Genomic DNA, 25,995 nt, shown 5'->3' with positions numbered 1-25,995 from the left:
TTTTAAAATGGAATATTACGAAAGGCAGAGGGTGTAAAATCCGTGCCGACTATAGGGGGTGTTATGTTTGTCATTGAAAGGATGTCAACAGACCTGATAACTGCTTTGCCTGATATGAAAATCGGTCAGGCCTATGATCTCATGAAAGAGCGGCGCATACGTCATCTGCCTGTCAGCGACGGAGAGGGCAAGCTGGTTGGCATGGTATCAGACAGGGATATGCGCAGCGCAATGCCGTCAAAACTTCTTGATTCTGATAGCTATGAAGCAACACTCAAAAAGGTCATGAACTTTACTCTGGCTGAAATCATGACCCGGGAGCCCGTAAAGATATTTGTATACTATACCATCCAGGATGTGCTGCTTATCATGCGTAAATATAAGGTGGGTGCAGTGCCGGTGGTCGACGATGACGGGTATCTCAAGGGAATTTTGTCTACCCGCGATCTGCTCTCGGCATTTGTCGACGTGATGGGAATCGATGAGCCTGGTGCGCTGCTCTGCATTCTTTCCGATGACAGGCAGGGGCAGATGAAAAAAATAGTTGATATTGTGACAGAAGAGCGTATTTCACTTGGTAGCGTGCTGGTCTCCAAGAGTCTGGAACAGGATAGAAAAGCGGTCTTCCCTTATCTGCTTACCAATAATGTGGCACGGGTCAAGACCAGATTGATTGAGGCCGGGTTTGAACTGACTGACCCGATGCAGTGGTACTTTGATCAGCTTCCTAAAAAACAGTGATTTTTAAAAAAGGTGTGCCTCTGGTTCAATAAAGGGATGTGATGTCTAGTCCGACTTTCAGGTATGTGTTGAAACGTTAAACACGACATCAAGGGAATAACCGTTGCTACTTGCTGCGGTCAGCTGATGACACTGGGAAGAAGATCGGCAGCTGCGCCTGTTGGGTGATAAAAAGGACTGTGACTGTAGGGTATGTAGGGTCACTTTCCAAACCAGATGTGGTTGAAGGATAATTCTTCACTGGTTTTGCTAGCATATTCCGGTTGGATGAGCTCAAAATAAACAGTTGTATGAGAATGTTGTGGAACTTGATATTATGTAGGAGTTGACTGAAAAACGTTGTCTGCAGAGGCGGTTAAAGTATCAAGAAACTCTTTGGAGTGTATACGATGCAGATTGTCGCAATTTATGGCAGTCCCCGGCGCGATGGGAATAGTGCTGCCTTGCTGAAGAAGGCTGTTGAAGGTGCGCGGCGGCAGGGGGCTGAAGTCGATGAGATTTATCTTAGGGATTATAAGATCTCACCTTGTCTGGAAATTTATCAGTGTATCAAGACAGGAGAGTGTGCAATTCGAGACGACTTTCCGAAAATTCTGGAAAAGCTTGAGGCGAGTGACGGTATTATGCTGGCCTCGCCTATTTTCTTTTATACCGTTAGCGCGCATACCAAAATTTTTATGGATCGCTGTCAGTCGCTCTGGGTCCGTAAATACTGGATTGAAAAACAAGAGATGGGCAAGACCCGGGAGACCAGAAAGGCATTGTTTATTTCAACGGGGGCCACTGAGGGGAAGCGACTCTTTGATGGTGCAATCCTCACCGTGAAATATTTTTTTGATGTGCTTGACGCGGGGCTCTGGCGGTCAGTGCTTTGCCGCGGGGTTGACCGAAAAGGTGATATAGACCGCAGGCAGGATTATCTTGATGAAGCGTTTGAAGCCGGTAAGGAACTGGTGGAGGCGATTCATGAAATGAAAGCAAAATAACAGCAGGCTTCAAAGTCATTTTAACCATCTCCTGGTTATTGATTTGAAATTACTATATGTAATATCAAAAAGATGGATCTGTTTATTTTTTGACCAATACCCTGGTCTAAGCAAAAATGACTCAACTCCGACCGATTCCTGGCAATAACTTTAGAAGCAGGCTGCTAATAAAATACGGATTTTCGATATGATAATCGGACTTGATGCCGGGGGCACCCATACCGATGCAGTGCTGCTGGGCGCAGAAGGCATACTCCACAAGGTGAAGGTGCCCACTGATTCTGAGCATCTGTTTGACACAGTAATGGCTGCTCTCGATACATTGATGGCAGACAGGGATAAGGCTGAGGTCGCCAGAATAGTACTCAGCACAACCCTAGCTACCAATATGGTTGTGCAAAACAGGCTGCCGGAGGTGGGGGTGCTAGTGGCTGGAGGCCCTGGCCTGAACCCGGAATGCTTTCGTGTTGGTGAAGAATATCATGTCGTCTCCGGAGCGCTGGATCATCGCGGTCGCGAAATAGAGCCGCTCGATGAGTTGGAGTTGGCTTCCATAGGCAGAGAACTGCAGGCTAAAAACATACGTTGCGCGGGGGTGGTTTCCAAATTTTCTGTACGCAACCCGGCCCATGAACTGCGCATGGTGGAGATTCTCACCCCGTATGTCGAGACCATATTCATGGGGCATACTTTTTCGGGGGCACTCAGTTTTCCGCGGCGCATTAACACTACCTACCTGAATGCCGCAGTCTACCCAATTCACAAGAATTTTTTTGAGGCGGTCAACCGGTCTCTTAAAGCGCAGGGATTGTCTGTGCCGATTCGGATTTTGAAACCGGATGGCGGTACCATGGACATTAAGTCATCTCAGGGATATCCGGCCCAGACCATCCTCAGTGGCCCTTCGGCCAGTGTGATGGGCGCGTTGGCCTCAGCAGACAGCGAAAAAACATCCCTGGTACTTGATGTAGGTGGAACAACGACAGATATGGCAATCCTACTCGGCAATTCACCGATCATCGCCCCACATGGTATTGAGCTTGGGCAACATAAAACTTTGATCAGGGCGCTGCACACAGAGTCGATCGGGGTTGGCGGTGACAGTGTGGTTCGTATAGCAGAGGGCGAGATTGTCATAGGGCCGGACAGGCAGGGAGTGGCTATGGCCTTCGGTGGCCCGGTTGTGACCACGACCGATGCCCTTGCTGTGCTTGGCCAGCTTGATGCTGGTGATAAAGATTTGGCCAAAGCAGGAGTGGCAGGCCTTGCCGAACAGCTGGGTCTCACTACCCATGAGATGGCCGGGAAAATATTTGATACCGCATGCAGACGGATTCTTTTGGCAGCAGCTGAGATGATTGAAACAATAAACAGCCGACCGGTCTATACTGTGCATGAAATGTATGAGGGACTGAAAGTACAGCCGGATCAAATACTGGTACTGGGGGGGCCGGCAAAACAGTTTGCCGCGCGGCTGGATGTGATTGAGACTGAGTTGGAGTATGGCGCAGCGATTCCGGTCCCAGTCTGGCAGGTGGCCAATGCCAAAGGCTGCGCCTTGGCGCGTACTACCTGTGAAGTGACAGTCTATGCAGACACCGCCCGGCGAGTTCTAACCGCCCAGGGAGAGGAGTTCCAACACTCGCTATCAGCCACTGCCACTCTTGAAGATGTGCTTGAGATTGCGACGGATCTGGTGAAGGTAAAGGCCATCAGGCAGGGGGCGAACCCCGAATACCTGCAGATTGAAATTACCGAGCAATCTGAATTCAATATGGTGCGCGGCTTTCACACCACGGGTAAGAATATCAGGGTGAGGGCCCAGGTCAAGCCGGGGCTTATACACGGTTATGATTGTGAGACAGGTCAGCTCAACCGACCCGACTTGTAATTTTATCAGTCCGCCACCGCTTTTTTCAGCAGCATTAGGGTGGTACATCGAGCTGACTATGAGGGTGTACCCAACACTTTATTGCCAATATCAGTCTTATGGATAAAAAACGGAAAATATAAGAATTAATCTATAATTATAGTCAGTTAAGTAGCACGTGTGAAGCTCTCCTCAACTAAGAAATTATGCTGATGAGAACTTCCGCCAAGGCCATTTGCAGACCATCAACCATAAACGGAGCGCGAATTATGCTTCGAGCAAAAAATACCACAGGGCTCGTTTTTTTTCCCGCCTTCGACTGGGCGATTTCGCCGACCCACCCCGAGCGTGAGGAGCGTCTTCTCTATACCCAGGATCAGGTATTGGAGGAGGGGTTGCTCGATATAGATGGGATAGTGGAGTTGAAACCTGATATCGTTACAGTTGAAGACATCAACCGGGTTCACTTCTGCGTTCCTGATGCCGAAGCGGTGACTACAGAGTCTCACTTCATCAGCGCCGGTGGCGCCAAGACCATTGGCAAAGCGGTGCTCGATAAAAAAATTGAGCGGGGTTTTGCTCTGGTGCGTCCTCCCGGGCATCACGCCAACCGGGTGGTACATGGTGCCCGCGGATTTTGCAATATCAACATTGAAGCAGTGATGATCGAATATCTGCGTGCGACCTATGGTGTCGACAGGGTAGCTATAGTTGATACCGATTGCCATCATGGTGACGGGACCCAGGATATTTACTGGCATGACCCTGACACGCTTTTCATCTCAATTCATCAGGATGGCCGCACCCTGTACCCCGGCTCTGGTTTCCTCAACGAATTTGGCGGACCGAACGCTGTGGGCACAACCATTAATCTGCCGCTACCGCCGGAGACCTGTGACGAGGGTTTCCTGTACGCGGTGGAGCATGCGGTGCTGCCGATCCTGGATGAATTTCAGCCGGAACTGATCATCAACTCCGCAGGTCAGGACAATCACTACTCTGATCCCATTACCAACATGAGTTTTTCAGCCCAGGGCTATGCCAGACTAACTGAAATGTTGAAAGCGGATATTGCCGTGCTCGAGGGTGGTTATTCAATTGAGGGAGCGCTGCCATATGTCAATGCCGGGATTATCATGGCGATGGCGGGTATCGATTACTCATACCTTCGCGAGCCTGATTATAACCCTGATCATCTCAGACAACCGGCAAGTATCAAGGCAGAGATTGACAAAGTGTGTGAAGATGCACTCAAACTCTGGGCTAACAGGCATGAACTGACCCAAGCCCTGCGGAGCAGGGACGGGAGCGACAGTCGCAGTCGGCAGATATTTTATGATACGGACAATATCTTGGAAAATCAGTATGAAACAATCAGATTCTGCGATGATTGTGCCGGTGCTTTACGCATAGAGAGCAGTTCAAGTTACGGCGCCAATATTCTCGGCATACATATTCCCAGAAAGGCGTGCCAGGCTTGTATTGATCAGGCAAACGAATGGTTTGATCACGGTGAATATGGCAATTTCAGCCAGATTTTCCTGCAGGATAGAGTCAAAGACCGATATTTGATAAAATAGGAGAAGTGTCCTGTTTCAGGACAAAACGTCCATAAGCAATCCAAGGGGAGAGGGGGAAGCAGAAAACTGCAGCTCCTCTTTCAGTAAGCTGGAAGCGTTTTTAGAGATAGACTCCCTCATCACCGGTTGGAGCCGGAGCTATGCTGGATGTTCACCCCGGTGGTGGCAGAGAGTGCAGAGAATCCATAAAAATCCTGCCATCGCTTCACAGGAACCTTCCGCATCTACCCGATGATTCAGATGACATTGATCCGTCCCTTTGTTCATCATCCACATCATCCGCTAACATTTCCTATAAACAGGTAAAAAGTACGAGGGCACTGCTGTTTGCTGTTATTTTTACCGTTCTTTCCTGTTCGCTGAATATCATAGCAGAAAATTCTCCCTCAATACCTGGTATCTTGTGCGCGGCACTGGCAGCCGAGGAAATTGAGGCACAGCTTCCCCCTGCATTGGTTACCGCAGAAACCCTGAAGGCCAACATTGATGAGGTCGAGTCAGCAACGGATTTAACTGAGGATCAAAAGAAAGAATTACTTGACCTGTACCGTAAGTCATTAAGTAATCTGCAGAATATTAAATCGAACCTTGAAGCGACAGAGGCTTTTCGCAAAGAAACACAGACTGTATCTGAGCAGATAAAGTCGATACAGGCAGATATCTTCGAGCTTGAGCAACAGCAACAGGAACCGGTAGAGGGGATGGGGGAGGAGCTGAGCGGGCGGATGGACGAGCTGGTCCAGCTGCTGCAAAGCCAGCAGGCCGAGCTGGCAGCAGCAAATGCCACCAGCACAGATCTGTCCCGCCGCCTCAATTATATGAATACACGTCCTGTCGTGATATCGAATCGGCTGGCGGAGGCTGAGCAGGAACAGGATGAAGTGGAGGCTGCCCTGCAGGCATCTGCTGGTGAGGGTGCTGTGGGTGAAGCGCGGCGCTGGGTCTATGAAACAGGGTTTGTGGCGCTGAGTACAGAAATTGGTATGCTCAATGAGGAATTGTTGAGCAAACCTTATCGAACCTCTTTGCTTGAAGCACGGCTCAAACGGCAGGCTGCTAAGGTGGAGCTGATCAATCAACGGGTGGCTACGATAAATGAGCGATTGAATAGCGAGCGGTTGGCTGAGGCCGAGATGGTGCAGCGTGAGGTTGAGAGGGTAGAGAGACAGGCCAGGGGGGGGAACCCTGTTCTGGTGCAACTCTCAGCTGAGAATGCCGAGCTGACAAAACAAATAAATACGATGGCAGCTCAGTTGGAGACTCTGGCCAGGGACCAGGAACTGGCCATGAAACTTAATGCCAGAGTCGCTGCAAATTTAGAGGACGCACGTACTACTTTAGAGTCGAGTGGTCTCACAGAAGGACTCGGTAAAGTCTTATTAGCGCAAAAAAAGTATCTCCCAGACCTGGAGGAGAAGACTGACGAAGTCCGCAAGCGTGATGGTCAGATAGCTGAATCGGAGGTGTTGCGCCTGCGTCTTCAGGCAGAAGCACGGCGCATGGTTGATATGATGTTGTTCATGAACCAGCTTGCGGAAGAAGCACGGGAAGAAAAAAGTGAGGCGTTGTTTAACCAGATTCGTCCCCAGGTTGAATTGCGAAAACAGCTGCTCATCAAAGCTATGGATATGATTGAGCTGTATCTCGAAGGCTTGAATCAGCTCAATGATGAAGAACGAAAGCTGGTGGGCACGGTCAAAGCTTATCAACAATTTCTGCAGCAAAATCTATTGTGGTTGCGTAATGCGGAGCCGACGAAGTTGGTAGACTTTCTTGACCTGCCGCGCGAGGTACGTGAGCTCTATCACATAATGCCCTTTGCCTTTTGGGTAAATGTGGTAAAGGTGCATGTCTTTAAAAAGCCGATATTCTGGTTGGTTCTTGCGCTCGCTTTTTGCCTGGTTATTATGCGAAAAGCGATTATCCGCGCAATTGAAGAAAAAGCAAAGATTGTCGGTAGGCCTACCACAGACAGCATGGGCAATACAATTACAGTTTTGCTGTTGACAGCGCTGCTGAGATTGCCGGCACCCTTGGTGTTGGTAACAATGGGTTGGTTGCTGCAAAACTCTGGTGATAATGTACAGGTCACGAATCTCGGAGAGACGTTCATTGCAATTTTTAGCTACCTTTTCTTTCTGCGCTTTTTCCACGGTGTCTGTATGCCAAAAGGGCTGGCAGAGGTACATTTTCGCTGGCCTAAAGAAAAACTGAAGTTTCTTAGAATTGAACTGGATCGATTTCTTATCATTATTATCCCGGTCGGGTTGCTGGTTTTGGTATCGGTGAAATTGCATCCGGAAAATGCTGGTGGAATTCTTGCCCGTCTCGGTTTTCTCATTACGTATCTTGCCCTGATAATTTTTCTCTACCGCATATTGCATCCGGCTAAAGGAGTGCTCTCCCACCTGCGTGAGGATGAACATGCCTCGGGGATAATGAGCTCCTATCCCATCTTGTTTTTTCTGCTGATTTTCTTCCCGATTGCCTTGATATTCCTGGCTTTCTCCGGCTACCTCTACTCGGTGGAGGTGGTAGCTGACATGTTTGGCAATACCTTGCTGCTGATGCTGGGGCTTATACTCTTGAATGCACTACTGCTGAGATGGCTCATGGTGGTTCGCAGGAGAATGAACTACGAGGCTTTGCAGGAGAAACGAAAGGCCCGGCTTGAGGAACTTGAGGAAGCAGAAACGGAAGGCGATGAGGAAGCAGCCATGCAGTTTGAGGAACCGGAGGTTGATGTGGCTGCTCTTGCGAGTGAGACCCGGGAATTCGTAACTCTTGTAGTATTTCTTACGGGTTTGTTTGGTTTCTATATGGTCTGGTCATCTTTTTTGCCGGCATTGAAAATTTTAGACGAAGTGGTGCTGTGGAACAACACCGTAACAGAGGCCGGTGTGGAAAAACAGCTGCCGATTACTCTGGCTGATTTTGGTCTGGCAATCATTTATGCGATGATGGTCACCATGGTGGCCAGGCGCTTGCCGGCACTGTTGGAGATTATCCTGCTTCGTCGTACCACCATGACCCACAGCGATCGTTATACAGTAATCTCACTCACAAATTATACAATAATTACGGTTGGAGTGGTGCTGGTGCTCAATACTATCGGTGCCCAGTGGTCGCAGTTGCAGTGGCTGGTTGCGGCACTGGGTGTAGGTATAGGCTTTGGCCTGCAGGAGATAATTGCCAATTTTATCAGTGGCTTGATAATTCTTTTTGAACAGCCGGTGAGGGTGGGGGATATCGTTACTATCGGGGATACGGATGGTGTTGTAACCAAGATCCGTATTCGGGCAACGACCATTCGCAACTGGGACATGAAGGAATTGCTGGTTCCCAATAAAGAATTCATAACCGGACGTCTGCTGAACTGGTCTCTGGATGATCAGGTGACACGTATTTATGTCGTGATCGGCATAGCCTACGGCAGTGATGTGGATAAAGCAATGGAGTTAATCCTGCAGGTAGCCGAGAAGCAGGAACATGTACTGGTAGATCCGCCGCCCCGTGTAAATTTTGAAAGCTTCGGTGATAATTCCCTGAATCTTACCTTGCGGGCCTATATCGACAATATTGATTACAGGCTTTCCACCACAACGGAGATTCATCGTGAGATCAATCGACTGTTCGGTGAAGCTGATATTAGCATCCCGTTCCCGCAGCGGGATGTCCATCTCGACTGCCGACAACCACTGCAGGTAAAAATCCAGGAAAATGAGTGAAATCGGTTGGGGCATTTCCACTATGATGAAGGGAGCGGGAAAAAAATGATTGGTCTGAATCTCCGAGGAGTAATCGTGTTGAACCGTACCTGTTGACGGCAAGAGTTTGTATTAAGCCAGCAGACTCGGATTCAGGGGGGCTATGGCAAGTCGCTTATCAATATTTTGACTGGGTGAGTTACAGCGCTTTAGCGCATCTGGTTTCTGGGCATTGATTGCGGAGTTTCGGGGTGAGTGAAAAAATGTTATGAGAATCACAAAGACAGGTTTATAAAGAAGCTGAACAATAGGTATATCTGTTTTATGTATACGAAATGATGGGTAAAGAGGCTGCCGCCAGGAAGTCTCGTTGGTTCCCCAATAATCGTTGGGCTGCCTTGTAGATAACAGGATACGATTTCCACAGGAAACATGGAGAATGGTTTGAACAACGATACGAGCCAGCGGAGCAAAGAGTTACTGATAGGGTTACGAAAAATAACGCAGGCAATTGACCTTCACTCTAAATATCTTTTTAAGACGGCGGGAATAACAAGTCCACAGTTGGTAATTCTACAGGCATTGTCACATTTCGACTCCCTCTCGGTATCTGAATTATCAAAATCAGTTTCACTGAGCCAGGGAACTGTCACCGAAATTCTGACGCGTTTGGAGAAAAAAGACCTTATTACGAGAAGAAAGTCAGATCAGGATAAGCGCCGATCCCTTATCTCAATAACTGAAACTGGAAGGCAACTGCTGCAAGATGCACCGTCGCCATTGCAAGATGACTTTACCAAATCATTTCATGCCCTTGAAGATTGGGAGCAACTCATGATCCTCAGTTCTATAAAAAGAATTGTCACTATGATGTCAGCTGAAAAAATCGAGGCATCTCCCTTCTTGGTTGCTGGCCCAATCGATAAGAAGTGATCGGTCAATACGCTCAATCGGCAGGGGCAACTCACTGCCGCCTCATAGATGATCGCACAAGGCATGTTGCGATGAATATCTGTTTATACCTTGTCTGCAAGGCGGTTTCAGCAAATCAGCCAGAGGCCGCCTCGTAATCAACAAGGTGCAACATTTTTACTGCACTATCCCCCCAGACACATTCAAAACCTTCAGCAAACTGCTCCCGCCAGAGAAGTTCTCCCCACAGCGCAACGTTTTTGATGCACTCAGTAGTGCCTTGTATTTATTATACTCTATAGCAGTAATACGACTTTCGATGTCCATCGCGTCCCCTTCTTCCACTCTGATCCATTGTTGATTGCAACAATTGTGTTGCACTTTAATTTCTGCAACAGCACCATTGCTCACCATCTTCCGCTGTGAAGTTCATTTTTTTCTCAATAAACATTTGTTACTGCGTGAATATCACAAATCTACCTTTAATGTTTAGAATAAGTGGCACGGAAGGTGCTCTATAAAGTTCAAAGCAAAGGAAATTATGAATACTCGAAATCTCATACTCATACCTACTATCGTTCTTTTATTGGTAGGCTCTTCGGATGCCGCCTGGGCTTTGCAGTCCCACGGCCCGCCGGAAGGGATATACGTGCACCAGATGGCACATACCCTTTTTATGGCGGCTCTTGCCTATTTGTACTGGCATACCCGGCGTACACAGGAGTTAACGAGTAAAGGATGGAAGGCTTTTCAACTGTTTTGCATTCTTCTCTTTTGCTGGAACGTGGTGGCAGTTACCGGCCACGAAGCGCTTGAGTATCTCACATCACAGGACTTTATCGATAAGAACAGCTGGAGTCAGCAGCTTGCGTTCCCTCTCAGCTTTATAAAAATCCTCTATTACTTAACCAAGATGGATCATTTTTTGGTTGTTCCTGCCTTGTTTGCCCTCGTGATCAGTCTCAGGACTCTTTACAAGCAGGCATTAGCGGAGGCCCAAAAATGACCGGTTTATCACTATTACCTGCAATCATAGTAGAATTTGTAGGATCAGCACTGGCAATAATACTTGCCTTTATTGCATTAGCCTATGCCAGGGCATTGGCAAAACTTCAGCCGGACAATTTTATCTGGGGTTTTCTCTGGTATTTCTCAATTGCAATGGCCGCTTTTTCTATTTCACGAGGTGTCGGTCACATTGTTCGGATCAGCCTTGTTCATTCAGGCAATATTGAGACATGGTATAAACTTGCCCCGTTTTCAGGCGGTTTTAACACGATGCTGATGATCTCTGTCGCTGCGGTAATCATCTATTACCATAAAGGACTGGCTGCATACAAAGCGATCAGGACTGAAGCGGAGAAACTTGCCGTCGCCAATCAGAAACTCGCCTCCAATGCGGAGGAGCTTCAACAGCTGAATAGCGGACTGGAGACCATCGTTGAAGCACGAACAAGGGATCTCTCACAATCAGAAAAGAAGTTTCGCAACTTTTTTGAGAATTCAAAAGACATCGTCTATTTCTGCGACATCAATGGCCATATCACAAATATCAATAACAGCGGCCTGAAAATGCTTGGTTTATCCGAGCATGCAGAATCAATAAATTTTCACGAGCTTTTTAACGATCCTGCAGTACTCGATCTCTACCTGACCACTCTTCGGGAAAAGGGATTTATCAGCGATCTTGAAATGGAATGTGTAGGAAGCGACGGTGTTCCCCGTCACCTGCTGCTATCAGCAAATGCGATCCACGATAAACGCGGCAACATCATAGGCTGTGAGGGGATCGGTAAAGATATGACCCGGCTGAAAACGATTACCGAGCAGCTCATCAATCATGAAAAGATGGCTTCAGTCGGTGAAATGGCTGCCGGAGTTGCTCATGAGATCAACACTCCGCTCGGCATTATCCTGGGCTACACCCAGCTTATGCTGGATGACTTTGAGAGTGGCACCGACACCCATGAGAATATGCGGGTCATAGAGCGGCAGACCAAGGCATGCCGTCGAATTGTTGCTGATCTCCTGAAATTTTCGCGCCAATCTGAGAGCGTGAAATCCTGCATCAACATAAATACCATCATTAACGATGTTCTCTCTGTTACCGAGCACACACTCAATATCAATAAAATCGAAATAATACGAACTCTTGACCAGACTCTCCCTGACGTATTTGGAGATGCCGAAAAAATACAGCAGGTATTTATCAACCTCTTTAACAACGCCCAGTATGCCATGCCGGAAGGCGGCAAGATCATCGTAACAACAGATCATGATGAGAGTCACATCAAAATATGCGTGAGAGATACTGGCTCAGGCATTCCGGCCACAATCATAAACAAAATTTTCAATCCGTTTTTCACAACTAAAGAAGTTGGAAAGGGCACCGGCCTCGGTCTCTCAGTAACATACGGAATTATTCAGGAGCATGGGGGCAGCATCACCGTTAACAGTCCTCTTTCAGACCCTGAGAGCAACGAAGAAATATCCGGCGCAGAGTTTCAAATCATACTGCCGATTAAGACATTAAACCCTTCCACTTTACTATAGGAACAATAGCACCATGGCTGAAATACTTGCATTAGACGACGTACTTGATGCAGCGATACTGGTCAAAAAAATTCTCGAAAGACAGGGTCATACCGTCCACACCTTTACAGGAGAGGAAGAGGCCATTGATTTCGTAAAAGGGCACCCTGTAGACCTCGCCATCCTCGATATCAAATTGAAAAAGATGAGCGGTGTCGATGTGCTGAAAGAGTTGAAGAAAATAGATCCACTATTGAAGGCCATCATGCTGACCGGATACCCGACTATTGAAACCGCACGTGAAGCACTTGAGCTTGGGGCGAAGGAATATTGCGTGAAGCCTATAGATAAAACGGAATTAGAAGAGAAAGTGGCTCAGGTTTTAGCGATCTGAGTTCGTAAATATCAGGAAATGAACGAGGAGAGTTACATGAAAAAGTCAGTCTACTCCCTATGCGGCATGTGCACCGTGCGCTGCCCTATTCGTGTGGAGTCAGAAGACAACACGATCACCTGGATTGAGGGAAATCCTCACCTGCTTGGTGGTGCACTGTGTGCTAAAGGTTCAGCTGGTCCCGCGCTTGTTGAAGACTCTGAACGACCGCAGCAACCACTTATTCGAGTTGGCGACCGTGGGGCAGGGCGCTGGCGTGAAGCGAGCTGGGACGAGGCCTTTGACTATGTTGCTGACAAACTCAGCACCATAAAGAGAGAGCATGGAGCTGAATCTGTTGTTCTCTCCTCCCGTGGTGGTCCGTGGCAGGCAATGTATAAAGCGTTTATTCATGCATTCGGCTCGCCAAACTACACCAACCATGACTGTACCTGTGGTCGTAACACCCATCACGCCAGCCTCTCAATCAACGGAGTTGGTCGTAAAGGGTTTGCCTACGATATCAAGAATGCCAAACATCTTGTCCTGTTTGGCCGCGATATGTTCTCTGCACTTCGAATCGCCGAGAATCATCAGACCCTCGACATGCTCGATAAAGGCGGTCGCCTTACCTACGCAGACGTACGCCAGACCATGACAGGTGCCAAAGCCACCCGCTTTTTTCAGGTACGACCGGGAACCGACTACGCACTGGCCCTCGGAGTTATCCATGAGGTTATTAAGCGTGAGTTATTCGATAAGAAATTCATCGAAAAATATGTGAGCGGTTTTGAAGAGCTCTGTGCATTTGTTGAGCAATATACACCGGCATGGGCAGCCAAAGAATGTGGTGTTAAGGAGAAAAACATTCTTGCGTTTGTCGATGAGATTGCTGAAGACGCACCACATGTCATCTTTCATCCGGGTTGGAACCTCGCTCGTTATAAAGATTCGTTCTATGCCAGCCGTGCAATGCATATCCTGAATGTGCTGATGGGTAATATCGAGATGAAAGGTGGTCTCTTTATCCCAAAAGGCGCAGGCGACTGCGGCAAGAAAGGCATTCGCAACATCGATCTTGGCAAACCTGATATCAAGCGCGGTGATGGTGTAGGCTGGGAGTACAACCACTTTGATAAAGGGCCGGGACTGGCGCATCTCTTCTTTAACAATATGCTGAAAGAAGATCCGTACCCGATCAAGGCCTGGATCGCCATGCGTCATGATCCGTTCAGTGGCATGCCTGATCCTGAGCAGCAGAAGCTGGCAATGGATAAGTGTGATCTGCTGGTTTCCATCGATACCAACTACAGCGAATTCGGCTGGTACAGCGATATCATCCTGCCTGAGTCGACCTATCTGGAGCGGGATACTCCGATTGTTCAGCAGAAAGGTCTCAAGCCTCGTCTGGCATTACGTCGCAAGGCTATTGAGCCCAAATACGATACCAAGGCTAACTGGGAGATTTTCTGCGAGCTTGCATCACGCCTCGGCTTGGAAGAGACCTTCCCGTTCAAGACCATAGAAGATATCTGGCAATGGCAGCTTGAGCCAACCGGTTACACCATGGCTGATTTTGACGAAAAGGGCTTTGTCGAGATGATCGACACCCCGGTCTTCTTTGACCGCGACAATCTTGATGCCCAGTTCAAAACACCGAGCGGCAAGATTGAGATTGTGAGCGAAAAACTGACGAAAGCCGGCCTGCCTTCACTTAAAGAGTATGAGTCACCCGAAGCACCGGAAAAAGGAATGTTCCGCCTGATCTACGGCAAAATCGCTGTACACACCCAGGGACACACCATTAACAATCCACTGCTCTCTGAGCTTATGCCCACCAATACCGTCTGGATTCATACCAAACAGGCGAAAAAACTTGGCATAGAATCAGGGGATTTGCTTGAGGTCGCTTCTGCGGATAAATCCTACAGCGCCACCGTTGCCGCCCATGTCACTGATCATGTTCACCCTGAAGCAGTTTTCACAGTTCATGGTTTCGGCAAGGATATTCCGCGCCAGACAAGAAGCTTCAGAGCCGGGCTCAGCGACCAGAAACTGATGGTCGGCAAACTCGACGACTGGGATCAGGCCGGAGGTGGAGTCAATCTCTGCGAAGTTTTTGTCCATGTAAAAAAGAGTATCCGCAACACCAAGAGGAGAATCGCACTGTGAAAAAATATTCAATCCATCTCAATAGTCGCAGATGCATTGCCTGCCATGGCTGTGAGGTGCACTGCAAGGTAAATAAAAGATTACCGGTCGGCCCTTTCCTCTGCGATATCAGCTGTACCCCTTTACAGATGGTGGGCGGTGTTCCCAAAACCGAGATCACTTTCTCAAGTTGTCGTCATTGTGAAGACCCGCTCTGTGTTCCGGTCTGTCCTACCGACGCGATGGTACAGCGGGCTGACGGCATCGTCTATATCGACCAGGAAAAATGCATCGGCTGCATGGCCTGTCAAAAATCCTGCCCGTGGGATATCCCGGTGCAGAATCCTGACGACAACAAGGCTGTTAAATGTGACCTGTGCATGGATAGAATCGATGAAGGCCTCAAACCCGCCTGCGTCGCGAAGTGCACCACTCATGCACTGAAGCTGGTTGAATTACAACCAGTATAACTCAAATAAAATCCACTCAAGGTAGCCCAGTATATAACTGACTGCTGAAATTGCTTTAAAAGGCAATTTCAGTGGTAACGGGATAGTTGCATGATCAAGACGGAAACACATAAAGAGCAGGGATTTCTTAAGGTCTTTCAGGAAGTCACCCGCCTCATAAGCATGGCCCATGATCCTCAGGAAGTTATGGATCTGGTGGTGCGCCGGCTACCTCAACTGCTTGAAGTTGATGCCGCAACCATACGGCTTCTGGATGAGGGGTCTGATACCTTTCTGCTTGGTGCCGCATATGGAGTTTCTGATGAATATCTGTCCCGTGCAACTATCGATTCGCATGAGGTTATGGCCGAACTGAAACAGGGCCATCCAACTGCGAGAAATGATATCGACATATCCTGTGACCATGACAGCTGTGAGTACATTCAGCGAGAGGGTGTAAAAAGCGCTCTCTCGCTGCCAATCCTCTATCAGAAAAAAGTAATCGGAATCCTGAGGTTACTCACCAGGCAGTCGCGGACTTTTCCTGAACAGGAAATTGGGTTTGCCATGTCGCTTACCGAACAGGTGGGAATCGCAATCACTAAGACCCGTTTTTATAACGAACTTGAAAGTCAGGTGAAATTTCTGCAGGAACTTACGCAAATCTCGCGACTGGTCAACTCAACCCTCGATCTTGATCAGGTTCTTGCCACTATCGTCGAAAAACTCCCGACCATCATGGGCGTTAAGGGGTGCACTATTCGCTTGTTGCATCCGGCAACAAACAGGCTTGAAATGGCTGCCGCCTCCGGGCTCTCGGACGAATATCTGCAACGGGGATCTATCAGCAGGGAAGATTCGATATTCAAGGTGTTAAAGGGTGAGCCTGTATCGATCTATGATGCAACAACTGATCCCCGGGTCGATTATCACGAGGCCATACGAAAAGAAGGTATCAAATCAATTCTTGTGCTCCCCATTCGGAACGAGCGCGAGATTATTGGTGTATTGCGACTGCTCACTACAGAGCACCACTTTTTCACACCCGGTGAAATAAGTTTTGCCATGACCGTGGCTGAAGAAGGCGGCAACGCCATCGAAAAAGCACGGCTTTATCGAAAGATCACACTGCTCTTCAACCAGATCGAGGAGCACGAGCGATTTCTGCAGACCATCATGGATTCGTTATGGATGCAGCTGCTTGTTTTAAGCACGGATAAACGTGTGGTCATGGCCAACAAGATGTTTCTGCAAACCCAGCGACTAAAGGAGAGCGAAGCACTCGGCGGTGCCTATAAAGATGTCTCTCCCTGGTCCACAGGCGATGCAGCCGATTTAGCACTAGATCAGGTGTTTGCAGGCAAGGCACCGGTAGCAGTACTCGAACAGCTTGAACTGAAAAATAAAACGACCTGGTTCGAGCGACACCTCACACCCATTATCGATGATAACGGCGAGGTGGAATTTGTTATCGAAGCGGTTCGGGATATCACAGATCAGAAACTTCTCGAACAGGAAAAAATGGAGCGTATGAAACTCCAGGGCGTAATCGAGATGGCGGGTACAGCTGCACACCAGCTCAACAGCCCTCTCTTTGCTGCCCTTGGCTCAGCTCAGTTACTTAAAGATGACCTTGAGTCAGCAGATCTGGTGGAAGATCTGGAAATGATCATCCGCAACTTGAAAAACATTGCCGATCTCACGCGGGAAATGACCGCAGTGACCGGTTTTACATCGCAGGAATATGTCGGTGATGCACGCATTGTCGAACTGAAACGAGGAGCAAAAGATGATTGATGCATGTGAAGGCGGAGCACGGGTAATCGTGGAAACGGTGAAAAACATTTTCAAATCACCGGTGGGAATTTTTATCTACGCTCTTTCAACAGCTATTGTGGGAATCGTCATTTTACTCGCATTTCTCTCCTTGATTGTGGTGCCCTCCAACCTTCCATGGACCCTTCCTGTGCTCATCGGTTTCAACGCTGCCGGGGGCGGTTACGGGGTGGCTGAGAAGTGGGGAACCTATCCTATGAAGAAATTAGCGCTTTTCAGCTTTGCAGTCATTTTAACCATTGCAGGGGGCACAATCATTACGCTGTTCTGTCCATGGGAACAGTTACTGGATATGAATCGGTATCTCATGTCAGGTGTAGCATCGCTTATCTTTACGTTCTTCGGCGCCTGGATCGCCGCTAAAAGTCAGCAACTTAAACACAACTTATGATCATCAATTTTACGGGAGGTGTTTCGCAAAAACAATTCAACCCAATTGCATACGCGTAACAAATTTTTAATGATTAAAGGAGAAAAGAGAATGAGTAAAAGGCGAATTCCATTTATTGCAGTGGCAAGTCTTGCCCTGTTTTTCCTGGCAAGCTACAGTCTTTCGTTTGCCGAAACAAAAATAACCACTAATGGTAGCGTTGGAGACACCGTTACCATCGAAGGCTCCATCGAGCCAGGTAAAGAACTGTATCTCGCAATCGCTCAGCAGGACGAGTTCAAACCCGGCGATGCGACCATGCCACACGAGAAAAGTAAGTTTGCTAAACAGACTGCAAAAAGTGGTTTTGGTATGGACACCTCCATTCCACCTCTCTATTATGTTCTGACCAGCAACCCAACTGCTTTCGGTAAGCGCGTAGATGACACCAGATTCGGTGGACCGTCTGTTTTTCTTGGCAAAGGTCGTACTAAAGGTCTCTATTCAACCTACAGTTACCTGCTCAACGATGATTTCAACGCAATCGACGCTGATGCCAAAACAGGTCTTGGCCCGATCAAGACCGAAGAACAGTGGAAATTCCTGAAGTGGGCAAATGAGTCCAGCTACGGTATCAACACCATTGTAAAAGAAGGTAACCGTGTTGGTAAGATCGTTATCTTCTCAAGAACCGTACTTGGCGACGATTCGAGCACCAACTACTGGGACAAAGGTACCAAGATCAATCTCGACAAAGAGACTGGTAAATTTACCGCAACTTTTGCCTCCTTTCGTCACACTCCGCCAGATACTCAATTTGATGTGTATGTAAACGGTGCCAAAGCCGACTCTTTCAGCCTTGAAGGAAAAGGATTCTGGCTGAAAAAAGGTTACCGTTACATGAACCCTCTCTGGATCGTGATTGGTGCTATTCTTGTGGGCACCTACTTCTCCATGATCGGTGCTGCCGGTGGTATGTTGATGGCTGCTTTCCAGGTACTCGTTGTTAACACCATGGGTCCTGTTGGTGTCAACGCGGCTAACGTACTCAAGCCTTCCAACATGGCGCTTACTCTCTTCTCCCCACTCGGTTCTTTTTACCGGTTTGCTGTTGTTGAGAAGCGTGTTGCATGGCCTGTAGGTATCTCTTTTGGTGTCGGTATTTTCATCGGTTCCATCTGGCTCGGTAAATACGTTTCTGCTCTGCTGCCAATGCAGGCATACAAAGAGTGGCTCGCAGTTCTGGTTGTCATCATGGGTATCAAGACCCTCACGGAGATGACCCCAAAGGCGATGAACAAGCGTAAGAACATCAAGGCAATGACCCAGAAGTTCAACGCCGCAGTAAAGAAAGCCAAAGAGACCGGCGACGCTATGGAGATGGGTTCAATCGAGCCTGTAAAGACCGGCCTCACCGATTACCGTTTCAAGTTCTGGGGAGAAGAGTTCCGCATTAACCCGCTGCTCTTTGCATTCCTTGGTATTATTATCGGTATCGTCTCCCGCTCTTTCGGTATTGGTGGTGGTTTCCTCCTCGTACCTGCAATGACCACTCTTGGCGCGTTGCCAATGTACGTTGCTGTACCGATCTCCCTGATCGGAACCTGTTTCTCATCTATCGGTTCCTTCTTCGGTTATGTCATGATCGGTTACTGGCCTGACTGGGTACTTGCGGGTGCAATCATCATCGGTGGTTTTGCCGGCGGTATGCTCGGTAGTCGTGCTCAGAAATTTTTTAGCGAGATGCAGCTCAAGGTTGTTCTTGCAATCACTCTCTTTTTCCTCTTCTTCCGTTTCTTCAAGATCGAAGTATGGATATAATTGAGTAGATAAGAATAGAGGTCGCCGGGGATTGAGCCCGGCGACCTCATGCGATACGTACCATATTTTTGCTACAGAATTTTTTTTCTGCAATGTCTGTGGTAAAAATATGCTACGTAACAAAAAGGTCGGAGTACCCCAAACGTTACTCCGCCGGAAAACTTTAAAAGCGAGTATTCAGGATGGAAGATTTTCTAGATAGATTATGGGAATATATTGAGGCCGGAATTCAGTTCCTCGGCAATAGCCTGGATGGAGTGCTGCAACATCTGCATTTTTTAGGCCCTGTTGTGCTGATAAGCTTTTTGGCACTCTGTACCATAGCCGTCACCAAAGTTCTCAATCGCGTTATTGTTACCAAGCGTTATGGGGAGTTAGAAAAAAACTTCCAGCACTGGTTCCAGTTGCGTCAGGAAGCGTTAAAGTGCGAAGACCGCGAAAAAGGTAAACGACTGGCTCGTAATATCGACCAGGCTGAACTGAACCGGGCATATTACGACTATTTTTTTGAAGGTTTTCTTCTTGGCCTAGCCAGAAGAGTTATGCCGATATTTTTCATGTTCGCCTTCATTAACGAATTTTATCGAGCTGAGCGTCTGCTGGAATTTTTCGGCCGGGGATATGTTACTCAATTGCCGTCAACAAGTGGTGAGCCGATTTTTGTTGGTGCAGTAGTCTGGTACATAATCTCCATCATTGCAGGATATCTGCTGTGGTATGCTATTCCAAAGATCATTGGGAAATTAACCAGTACCTCTTTCGGGTCGGTAAAGCCCCATACCGAAGAATCGGGATGCTGATCACTACATATGTTGTCATAGCTCAAGCAGAAGATAACAATACAATTCAGACATAATTCCTCTTCATTCACTATGTTGATAACGTCACTTCTTAAACGCTGGAGTTATCAACTTCTGGCACCGGGCACTCTGTTGCGCGAACAGTATGAGGCGCTCAAACAACTCCTGCAGTACGACGTTCGCTGCCACGAGCAGATGGCGGAACTTCAGGAGTTGCTTTATAGCGAACAGCCTGAGGATTATGCCAGGGTACGAGAGCGTTTCGGGCTGTTCTCCGCTGATGTTTCAGCAATGCTTGATGCGCTTGAATTGATGGAGCCAGGCAAATATTCCGCCCTCAGGAATTACCATAAGAAATTCGATTTTTACACCCGCTTTCTCCTGGAACCTCCCCGAACACCTACCACTCCACCATACATTCTGACACTGGACTCGATAGCTGAGAACATTGACTGTGTCGGCAACAAAGCTCAACATCTGGCCACGCTGCAAAACGAACTGAATATAGATGTTCCTAAAGCATTTGTTATTACCACCAACAGTTTTCACCGGTTCATAGAGCACAACAATTTTAGAGAGACAATCGATGGCTTGCTGGCAAGCCTTGATATACACTCTGCTGAATCACTCTCAAGTACCTCGAAGCAACTCTTTGAGCTGATCACTTCAGGAGTCACACCAGCAGACCTTGAGCAGGATATACTTTCAGGTTTTGATACACTTGCCGAAGGCAATCCGGTCCTGCGTGTCGCTGTCAGAAGCAGTGCGCTGGGAGAAGATGGTGACAGTTCATTTGCAGGCCAGTTCGAAACGGTTCTCAACGTCAGCAGAGCAGGAGTATTGAAAGCGTATAAAGATGTACTCGCTTCCAAATATTCGCCGGGTGCCATGTATTACCGTATTCGCCAGGGGTGGGGAGATGAGGAGACCACCATGTCCGTACTGGTGATGAAGATGATTCCCGCAAAATTCAGTGGAGTTGCATACACCAGTGACATTCTTGACTTGAGCAAAAAACGGGACAGCATACATCTTCATGTGATTGATGGAATCGGTGAAGAACTGGTCGGTGGCAGGGCTACCCCAGCTCAATTTCTGGTGCAGCGTACAGCACCACACGACATCAGGAAATGTTCAGAAGCCTGTTCAGAGATTGCCGAAACGCACATTCGCAAAATTTCGGCTCTGGCTATCGATATTGAAAAGTATTACCAGACTCCTCAGGATATCGAGTGGGCAGTTGATGCCTCTGACAAAATATTTATCCTGCAGGCCAGATCACTACATAATTCAATACTCCAAGATTCGGAAGAGCAGCTTGTAATCCATAAACACAATGCAAACGCACTTGTAGACAACTGCGAGTGTGCATCTGCAGGAACAGCCTCAGGCATAATTTACAGGCTGGATGAAAATCATAATTTAGATGATATTCCATCCGGTGCCGTACTTGTATGCCTCAATACTCCTCCCGATTATGTGAAAATCATTCACAGGGTTTCAGCAGTCCTGAGTCAGAGTGGCAGTCGGGCCAGCCATTTTGCAACTGTGGCCCGTGAATTTGGAGTACCGTTTCTCAGCGCTATTGATGATGCATACACACGTTTTACTACCGGGGACCTTGTCACGGTGGATGGCTTTAGGGGAACCGTATATCCAGGAAGAGTTGAAGAGTTACTGAATAAAAAGCAACGTCCTGTCACAGGTAATAAATATCGACGTGTTATAGGAGAAATGCTGAAATTTATAGCACCTCTTGAGCTCATCGACCCGACTGCCGAAAACTTTACTCCTGAAGGATGTCGCTCTATGCACGACATCATCCGTTTCTGTCATGAAAAAGGCCTTCAGGCGCTCTTTTCTACCGGAAAGCCAGGGTCTGCGCGTGGCGCAGTTCGTTTTGCAGCCGATATTCCACTTGATGTTTATCTTTTTGACGTGGGTGGCGGAATGTCATCTGCTGGTTCAACAAACACTCCTGTGGAGCTTGCAGCCATCAAATCCATACCTTTTCATGCTTTGTGGCGGGGATTAAGCCATCCTGATGTCAAGTGGAAACAGAAACCTTTTGATTGGGAAGCCTATGAACGAATTGAATTATCCGGTGCTGTCCCTCCGAAAAAAGATAGCTTTGCCTTTGCCAGTTACGCCGTTATCAGCAAAGACTACCTCCACTTCAATATTCGATTCGGTTATCACTTCACTATTGTAGACGTTCTCTGCAGTGAGAACAGTGCAGAAAATCACTGTATGCTTCGCTTTGCCGGAGGTGGTGGTGACTTTTGGCATAGATCACTGCGTATAGAATTTATACATCTGGTCCTGAAACAACTTGGTTTTCATGTAGTTGTAAAAGGCGATTTACTTGAGGCAAAACTTCCCGGGCTTGCCGTAGAAATCATGGAAGAAAAACTGGATATGCTTGGGCGTCTCCTCGGCGCAACCAAACTCATGGATATGGTGCTTGAAGATGATGAAATGGTTCAGTCGTGTGCTGCAGATTTCTTTGCTGGCCGCTATTCATTTTCACAGGAGGGATAATTAATGTTTAGCAAAAATCCCACGCTATTACAGGAAAAGCGCGCTGATGAAAAAGGCTGATCTGAAAATGGTAGATTATCCGTTATTCTGGATAACGGATAATCTCGTAGTATCACGGGCACCCATGTCCTACGACGAACTTGGCGGGCTCAAAGAGCAGGGAATAGATGCGATAGTCAACCTTTGCGGTGAGTTCAGCGACTTACATGAACTTGAAGAGCAGGCCGGTTTTGAGGTTTTCTGGATTCCAATCCCTGATGAAACAGCACCATCCATGGACGAGATGGAAAAAGGGCTTGAATGGCTTGATGAGGCAGTTTACCTTGGTAAAAAAGTTCTTGTCCACTGCCGTCATGGAATCGGCAGAACCGGCACATTTATTACAGCCTATTTGCTTCGCCGCGGCTTCAGTTTAAATAAAGCCGGAAAAATGCTTAAGAGCACACGGGCGACACCGACGAATTTTTCCCAGTGGTGGTTACTCAGAAAATTCGGCAAAAAAGAAGGTCAGCTTTCCCTGCAGGAGCCCACTCCTGAAAACAGAAAGAATGATGACCTTGAACCGTTTTTCCTGCGTTACGAACTGCTACTCGAATCATTACGTTCCCGCTTTCCTGAATGTTCTGAATGTACAACTCCGCAAGCTTGCAGTCATTGTGACGGCGAAATCAATTTGTACCTGATCGAAGCCCTCTATCTTCATACCAAGATTAATGTATTCCTCAGCATCGACCAGCGAAACAATCTGATTGATCAATTCAGTCGCCCACAAAAAACATTTTCTACAGGGGACAAACAGGCTATAAACAATACAACAACAGCCAGCGAGGTAACCTGCCCGCTGTACCGCGATGTCGCCTGCCTGCTGCATCAATTCAGACCAGTAAGCTGCAGGCTGCATGATCATGATGTGACTGCAGTAGAGAAAACAATTCAGGCTGAACTGGAGAATCTTTCAAAAGAAATATTCAGCGCGGTCTTTGACGTGAGCAGCAATACATCTCTTCCGCAGGTGCAGCTGACTGATGTTGTATCCGGCAGGTTTATACAAAAATACTTTCAATTTTTAGCAGCCCAAAAAAACACCGGTAACACATGACCAGCGATAGCAATAAACCCCAATTAAACCCCAAACTGGTCATGATAGTCGATGATGAGCCGGATATGCTCGCCATGCTACGGCTTGTAATCCAAAAAAAATGCCGTTGCGATGTTATTACCGCTGCTTCAGGTAGGGTTGCTCTTGAAAAACTCAAAAATTCACATCCGGACGTCATTGTAACCGACATCAAGATGCCGGACCTGGACGGCTTGGAGCTGCTTAAAAAAGTTCGCGAACATGACGCCACGATTTCAGTCATAATCATGACGGGCTACGGCACCATAGATATGGCCGTGCAGGCGCTAAAAGATGGTGCATATGATTTTCTGGAGAAACCGTTTGATCAGAATCATATTGTTCATATCGCCACAAAAGGACTCGAGCGCACTGCCCTGCTTCGAACAAATCAGCGATTACAGAATCAGCTCAACACTATTGCTCAACCTGAAGGATTTGTAGGTAAAAGCCCTGCCTTAAAGCGCGCTCTCGACCTCATCAAAAGAGTTGCCGACACGGATGCAACGGTGCTGATTCGCGGTGAAAGCGGGACGGGGAAAGAAGTTGCTGCCCGAGCCCTGCATAATCTCAGCAATCGTAAAAACCATACGATGGTAACAGTGAATTGTCCCGCACTTCCTGAGCATATTCTTGAGAGTGAACTTTTCGGGTACTCAAAAGGCGCATTTACAGGGGCAGTGCAGGCGAAAAAGGGGTTGTTTCTGGAAGCTGACCGCTCAACTATCCTGCTGGACGAAATTGCGGATATCCCTGTCTCTGTGCAGACCAAACTTTTACGGGTGTTGCAGGAAAAAGAGATTCAGCCGCTTGGCCAGAATAAAACCATGAAGATTGATGCCAGGGTGGTTGCTTCTACCAATCAGGATCTTGAGGCAAAGATAGAGGCAGGAGAATTCAGGGAAGATCTCTTTTACCGCCTAAACGTCGTCACCATTACAATGCCGAGTTTGCGTGAGGTGTCGGAAGATGTCCCGTTGCTTATTCACCATTATCTCTCATACTTCAAAGATCATTACAACCGGCCGGAAGCTGAAATATCTCCCAAGACCCTGCAATATCTTTACTCGAACAACTGGCCGGGAAACATCCGCGAACTACGGAATACCATCAAACGAATAGTATTGATTGGAGATAGCGGTATTGCAGAAAATGGTGAAGGTGAAATTGATTCTGCCAATAAGACAGAGCGGTTTGAGGATCTGTATCCAATCCATTACAATGATGCCAAATCTGAAATTCTCAGGCGCTTTTCAGTGGGATATCTGCGTAATCTTCTGCAGGAACATCAGGGAAACGTGACCAATGCTGCCGCAGCCTGCGGTCTGGAACGCCAGGGATTACAACGAATCATGCGGCGCTACAACATCGTTTCAGCTGATTTTAAATCATAGAGTATTCATTTCCCGTACCAAATCATTCTCTCCGCCTGACAGGTGCAGAGCCTTCCTAGATTGACAGTTTGCACTGCCAAGCCAAAACATTCAGCAGGCTGGTCTGGTTAAGATGCTATCCGATAACCGTAAGGGGGGAAACAGAGAGAAAATCGGGAGAGAACTGATCCTTACAAATATTCCACGACCAGTTCCGTTTGCAGCAGGTATCGACAATAAGAGGTTGTCGCTCCTGCTGCAATTGGAATAGGGACATCAAGGTTATTTCATGATATCCGTGATGATATATTTGTTGTCAGGACCAAGCTCAAGATGAAATTTAACCTGCTCACCGGCCTTGATGCTTCCCAGGTCCACAGATTTTGCCACAGGCAGATCCATGGTCATTTCCGGCCAGTTCAGGGCCGGAATCGGCTCGTGGGTCATGTTGACCATCCTGTTGAGCTTGCTGACCTGGTGGATAACCCCGACACCCATTATTGCTGGGGTGTCTCCATCAGCAGTATCTCCCATTTTGCCGTGATCCATTGAACCGTGATCCATTGAACCGTGATCCATTGAACCGTGATCCATTGAACCGTGATCCATTGAACCGTGATCCATTGAACCGTGATTCATTTCGGCTTGCTTTCCTTGGGATTGATCCATTGCACTGTGATCCATAGAGTCATGGCCCTGCATTGAACCATGCTTTTCAGCCATCGCCACTGATGAGATAAGAGAAATGGCGAATGCCGCTATTACTGCTTTGATTGTCATAGATTGCATAATACACCTCGTTGTAGAATGTGTTGATTGGGATGTTGTTTATACTA

19 protein-coding genes are annotated in these 25,995 nt (G+C 47.7%); 18 read left to right on the top strand and 1 reads right to left on the bottom strand.

Features of this window, described 5'->3' with window-relative positions:
* Nucleotides 1-63: 63 nt before the first annotated feature.
* The 18 genes from FCL45_RS17845 (at nucleotide 64) to FCL45_RS17760 (ending at nucleotide 25,180) form a co-directional block, all read left to right on the top strand.
* Complete coding sequence (locus FCL45_RS17845; RefSeq protein ID WP_136798368.1) at nucleotides 64-741, top strand: CBS domain-containing protein; 678 nt, start codon at nucleotides 64-66, stop codon at nucleotides 739-741.
* Between the two features lie 389 nt (nucleotides 742-1,130).
* The gene (locus FCL45_RS17840; RefSeq protein ID WP_136798367.1) at nucleotides 1,131-1,727 is read left to right on the top strand and encodes a flavodoxin family protein; all 597 of its coding nucleotides are present in this window, start codon (nucleotides 1,131-1,133) and stop codon (nucleotides 1,725-1,727) included.
* 187 nt (nucleotides 1,728-1,914) lie between these two features.
* On the top strand, nucleotides 1,915-3,618 hold the full coding sequence (locus FCL45_RS17835) for a hydantoinase/oxoprolinase family protein (protein WP_136798366.1): 1,704 nt from the start codon (nucleotides 1,915-1,917) through the stop codon (nucleotides 3,616-3,618).
* Nucleotides 3,619-3,866: 248 nt separating this feature from the next.
* Nucleotides 3,867-5,177, top strand: a complete 1,311-nt coding sequence (locus FCL45_RS17830) for a histone deacetylase family protein (RefSeq protein ID WP_136798365.1) — start codon at nucleotides 3,867-3,869, stop codon at nucleotides 5,175-5,177.
* A 140-nt stretch (nucleotides 5,178-5,317) separates the two neighbouring features.
* Complete coding sequence (locus FCL45_RS17825) at nucleotides 5,318-8,905, top strand: mechanosensitive ion channel domain-containing protein (protein ID WP_136798364.1); 3,588 nt, start codon at nucleotides 5,318-5,320, stop codon at nucleotides 8,903-8,905.
* A gap of 423 nt (nucleotides 8,906-9,328) precedes the next feature.
* Nucleotides 9,329-9,817: a MarR family winged helix-turn-helix transcriptional regulator gene (locus tag FCL45_RS17820; RefSeq protein ID WP_228721357.1), complete on the top strand. Its 489-nt coding sequence runs from the start codon at nucleotides 9,329-9,331 to the stop codon at nucleotides 9,815-9,817.
* Between the two features lie 520 nt (nucleotides 9,818-10,337).
* Nucleotides 10,338-10,802 carry a hypothetical protein gene (locus tag FCL45_RS17815; RefSeq protein ID WP_136798362.1) on the top strand — a complete coding sequence of 155 codons (465 nt, stop codon included), beginning with the start codon at nucleotides 10,338-10,340 and terminating at the stop codon, nucleotides 10,800-10,802.
* Nucleotides 10,799-12,349 (top strand): two-component system sensor histidine kinase NtrB, encoded by a 1,551-nt coding sequence (locus tag FCL45_RS17810; RefSeq protein ID WP_136798361.1) that lies wholly within the window; start codon nucleotides 10,799-10,801, stop codon nucleotides 12,347-12,349. Before FCL45_RS17815 ends, FCL45_RS17810 begins: the two co-directional genes overlap by 4 nt.
* Nucleotides 12,350-12,362: 13 nt before the next feature.
* On the top strand, nucleotides 12,363-12,722 hold the full coding sequence (locus tag FCL45_RS17805) for a response regulator (protein WP_136798360.1): 360 nt from the start codon (nucleotides 12,363-12,365) through the stop codon (nucleotides 12,720-12,722).
* Between the two features lie 36 nt (nucleotides 12,723-12,758).
* Nucleotides 12,759-14,873: a molybdopterin-dependent oxidoreductase gene (locus tag FCL45_RS17800; protein ID WP_136798359.1), complete on the top strand. Its 2,115-nt coding sequence runs from the start codon at nucleotides 12,759-12,761 to the stop codon at nucleotides 14,871-14,873.
* Entirely contained in the window at nucleotides 14,870-15,322 is a 453-nt protein-coding gene (locus FCL45_RS17795) for a 4Fe-4S dicluster domain-containing protein (protein ID WP_136798358.1), read from the top strand. The genes FCL45_RS17800 and FCL45_RS17795 overlap by 4 nt, the downstream gene beginning before the upstream one ends.
* A gap of 90 nt (nucleotides 15,323-15,412) precedes the next feature.
* Nucleotides 15,413-17,098 carry a GAF domain-containing protein gene (locus tag FCL45_RS17790; protein WP_136798357.1) on the top strand — a complete coding sequence of 562 codons (1,686 nt, stop codon included), beginning with the start codon at nucleotides 15,413-15,415 and terminating at the stop codon, nucleotides 17,096-17,098.
* Nucleotides 17,091-17,528 (top strand): hypothetical protein, encoded by a 438-nt coding sequence (locus FCL45_RS17785; RefSeq protein ID WP_136798356.1) that lies wholly within the window; start codon nucleotides 17,091-17,093, stop codon nucleotides 17,526-17,528. The genes FCL45_RS17790 and FCL45_RS17785 overlap by 8 nt, the downstream gene beginning before the upstream one ends.
* Before the next feature lie 90 nt (nucleotides 17,529-17,618).
* The gene (locus FCL45_RS17780) at nucleotides 17,619-19,328 is read left to right on the top strand and encodes a sulfite exporter TauE/SafE family protein (RefSeq protein ID WP_136798355.1); all 1,710 of its coding nucleotides are present in this window, start codon (nucleotides 17,619-17,621) and stop codon (nucleotides 19,326-19,328) included.
* A gap of 182 nt (nucleotides 19,329-19,510) precedes the next feature.
* Nucleotides 19,511-20,128 carry a hypothetical protein gene (locus tag FCL45_RS17775; protein ID WP_136798354.1) on the top strand — a complete coding sequence of 206 codons (618 nt, stop codon included), beginning with the start codon at nucleotides 19,511-19,513 and terminating at the stop codon, nucleotides 20,126-20,128.
* Nucleotides 20,129-20,200: 72 nt separating this feature from the next.
* The gene (locus tag FCL45_RS17770) at nucleotides 20,201-22,669 is read left to right on the top strand and encodes a PEP/pyruvate-binding domain-containing protein (RefSeq protein ID WP_136798353.1); all 2,469 of its coding nucleotides are present in this window, start codon (nucleotides 20,201-20,203) and stop codon (nucleotides 22,667-22,669) included.
* Nucleotides 22,670-22,715: 46 nt separating this feature from the next.
* On the top strand, nucleotides 22,716-23,768 hold the full coding sequence (locus tag FCL45_RS17765) for a protein-tyrosine phosphatase family protein (protein WP_136798352.1): 1,053 nt from the start codon (nucleotides 22,716-22,718) through the stop codon (nucleotides 23,766-23,768).
* On the top strand, nucleotides 23,765-25,180 hold the full coding sequence (locus FCL45_RS17760) for a sigma-54-dependent transcriptional regulator (protein ID WP_136798351.1): 1,416 nt from the start codon (nucleotides 23,765-23,767) through the stop codon (nucleotides 25,178-25,180). The genes FCL45_RS17765 and FCL45_RS17760 overlap by 4 nt, the downstream gene beginning before the upstream one ends.
* Before the next feature lie 261 nt (nucleotides 25,181-25,441).
* Here FCL45_RS17760 and FCL45_RS25460 read toward each other — a convergent pair whose 3' ends face one another.
* The gene (locus tag FCL45_RS25460) at nucleotides 25,442-25,948 is read right to left on the bottom strand and encodes a copper-binding protein (protein ID WP_136798350.1); all 507 of its coding nucleotides are present in this window, start codon (nucleotides 25,946-25,948) and stop codon (nucleotides 25,442-25,444) included.
* Between the last annotated feature and the right edge of the window lie 47 nt (nucleotides 25,949-25,995).

Source organism: Desulfosediminicola ganghwensis, assembly GCF_005116675.2.
Lineage (GTDB): Bacteria > Desulfobacterota > Desulfobulbia > Desulfobulbales > Desulfocapsaceae > Desulfopila > Desulfopila ganghwensis.
Note: the sequence above shows the minus strand (reverse complement) of the source record. Positions and strands in the feature narration are given on the sequence as shown.

What these genes read in the sequence shown, in the direction of transcription:
- FCL45_RS17845 (WP_136798368.1), top strand. Translation starts at nt 64, where the DNA reads ATGTTTGTCATTGAAAGGATGTCAACAGACCTGATAACTGCTTTGCCT.
- FCL45_RS17840 (WP_136798367.1), top strand. Translation starts at nt 1,131, where the DNA reads ATGCAGATTGTCGCAATTTATGGCAGTCCCCGGCGCGATGGGAATAGT.
- FCL45_RS17835 (WP_136798366.1), top strand. Translation starts at nt 1,915, where the DNA reads ATGATAATCGGACTTGATGCCGGGGGCACCCATACCGATGCAGTGCTG.
- FCL45_RS17830 (WP_136798365.1), top strand. Translation starts at nt 3,867, where the DNA reads ATGCTTCGAGCAAAAAATACCACAGGGCTCGTTTTTTTTCCCGCCTTC.
- FCL45_RS17825 (WP_136798364.1), top strand. Translation starts at nt 5,318, where the DNA reads ATGCTGGATGTTCACCCCGGTGGTGGCAGAGAGTGCAGAGAATCCATA.
- FCL45_RS17815 (WP_136798362.1), top strand. Translation starts at nt 10,338, where the DNA reads ATGAATACTCGAAATCTCATACTCATACCTACTATCGTTCTTTTATTG.
- FCL45_RS17810 (WP_136798361.1), top strand. Translation starts at nt 10,799, where the DNA reads ATGACCGGTTTATCACTATTACCTGCAATCATAGTAGAATTTGTAGGA.
- FCL45_RS17805 (WP_136798360.1), top strand. Translation starts at nt 12,363, where the DNA reads ATGGCTGAAATACTTGCATTAGACGACGTACTTGATGCAGCGATACTG.
- FCL45_RS17800 (WP_136798359.1), top strand. Translation starts at nt 12,759, where the DNA reads ATGAAAAAGTCAGTCTACTCCCTATGCGGCATGTGCACCGTGCGCTGC.
- FCL45_RS17790 (WP_136798357.1), top strand. Translation starts at nt 15,413, where the DNA reads ATGATCAAGACGGAAACACATAAAGAGCAGGGATTTCTTAAGGTCTTT.
- FCL45_RS17785 (WP_136798356.1), top strand. Translation starts at nt 17,091, where the DNA reads ATGATTGATGCATGTGAAGGCGGAGCACGGGTAATCGTGGAAACGGTG.
- FCL45_RS17780 (WP_136798355.1), top strand. Translation starts at nt 17,619, where the DNA reads ATGAGTAAAAGGCGAATTCCATTTATTGCAGTGGCAAGTCTTGCCCTG.
- FCL45_RS17775 (WP_136798354.1), top strand. Translation starts at nt 19,511, where the DNA reads ATGGAAGATTTTCTAGATAGATTATGGGAATATATTGAGGCCGGAATT.
- FCL45_RS17770 (WP_136798353.1), top strand. Translation starts at nt 20,201, where the DNA reads ATGTTGATAACGTCACTTCTTAAACGCTGGAGTTATCAACTTCTGGCA.
- FCL45_RS17765 (WP_136798352.1), top strand. Translation starts at nt 22,716, where the DNA reads ATGAAAAAGGCTGATCTGAAAATGGTAGATTATCCGTTATTCTGGATA.
- FCL45_RS17760 (WP_136798351.1), top strand. Translation starts at nt 23,765, where the DNA reads ATGACCAGCGATAGCAATAAACCCCAATTAAACCCCAAACTGGTCATG.
- FCL45_RS25460 (WP_136798350.1), bottom strand. Translation starts at nt 25,948, where the DNA reads ATGCAATCTATGACAATCAAAGCAGTAATAGCGGCATTCGCCATTTCT.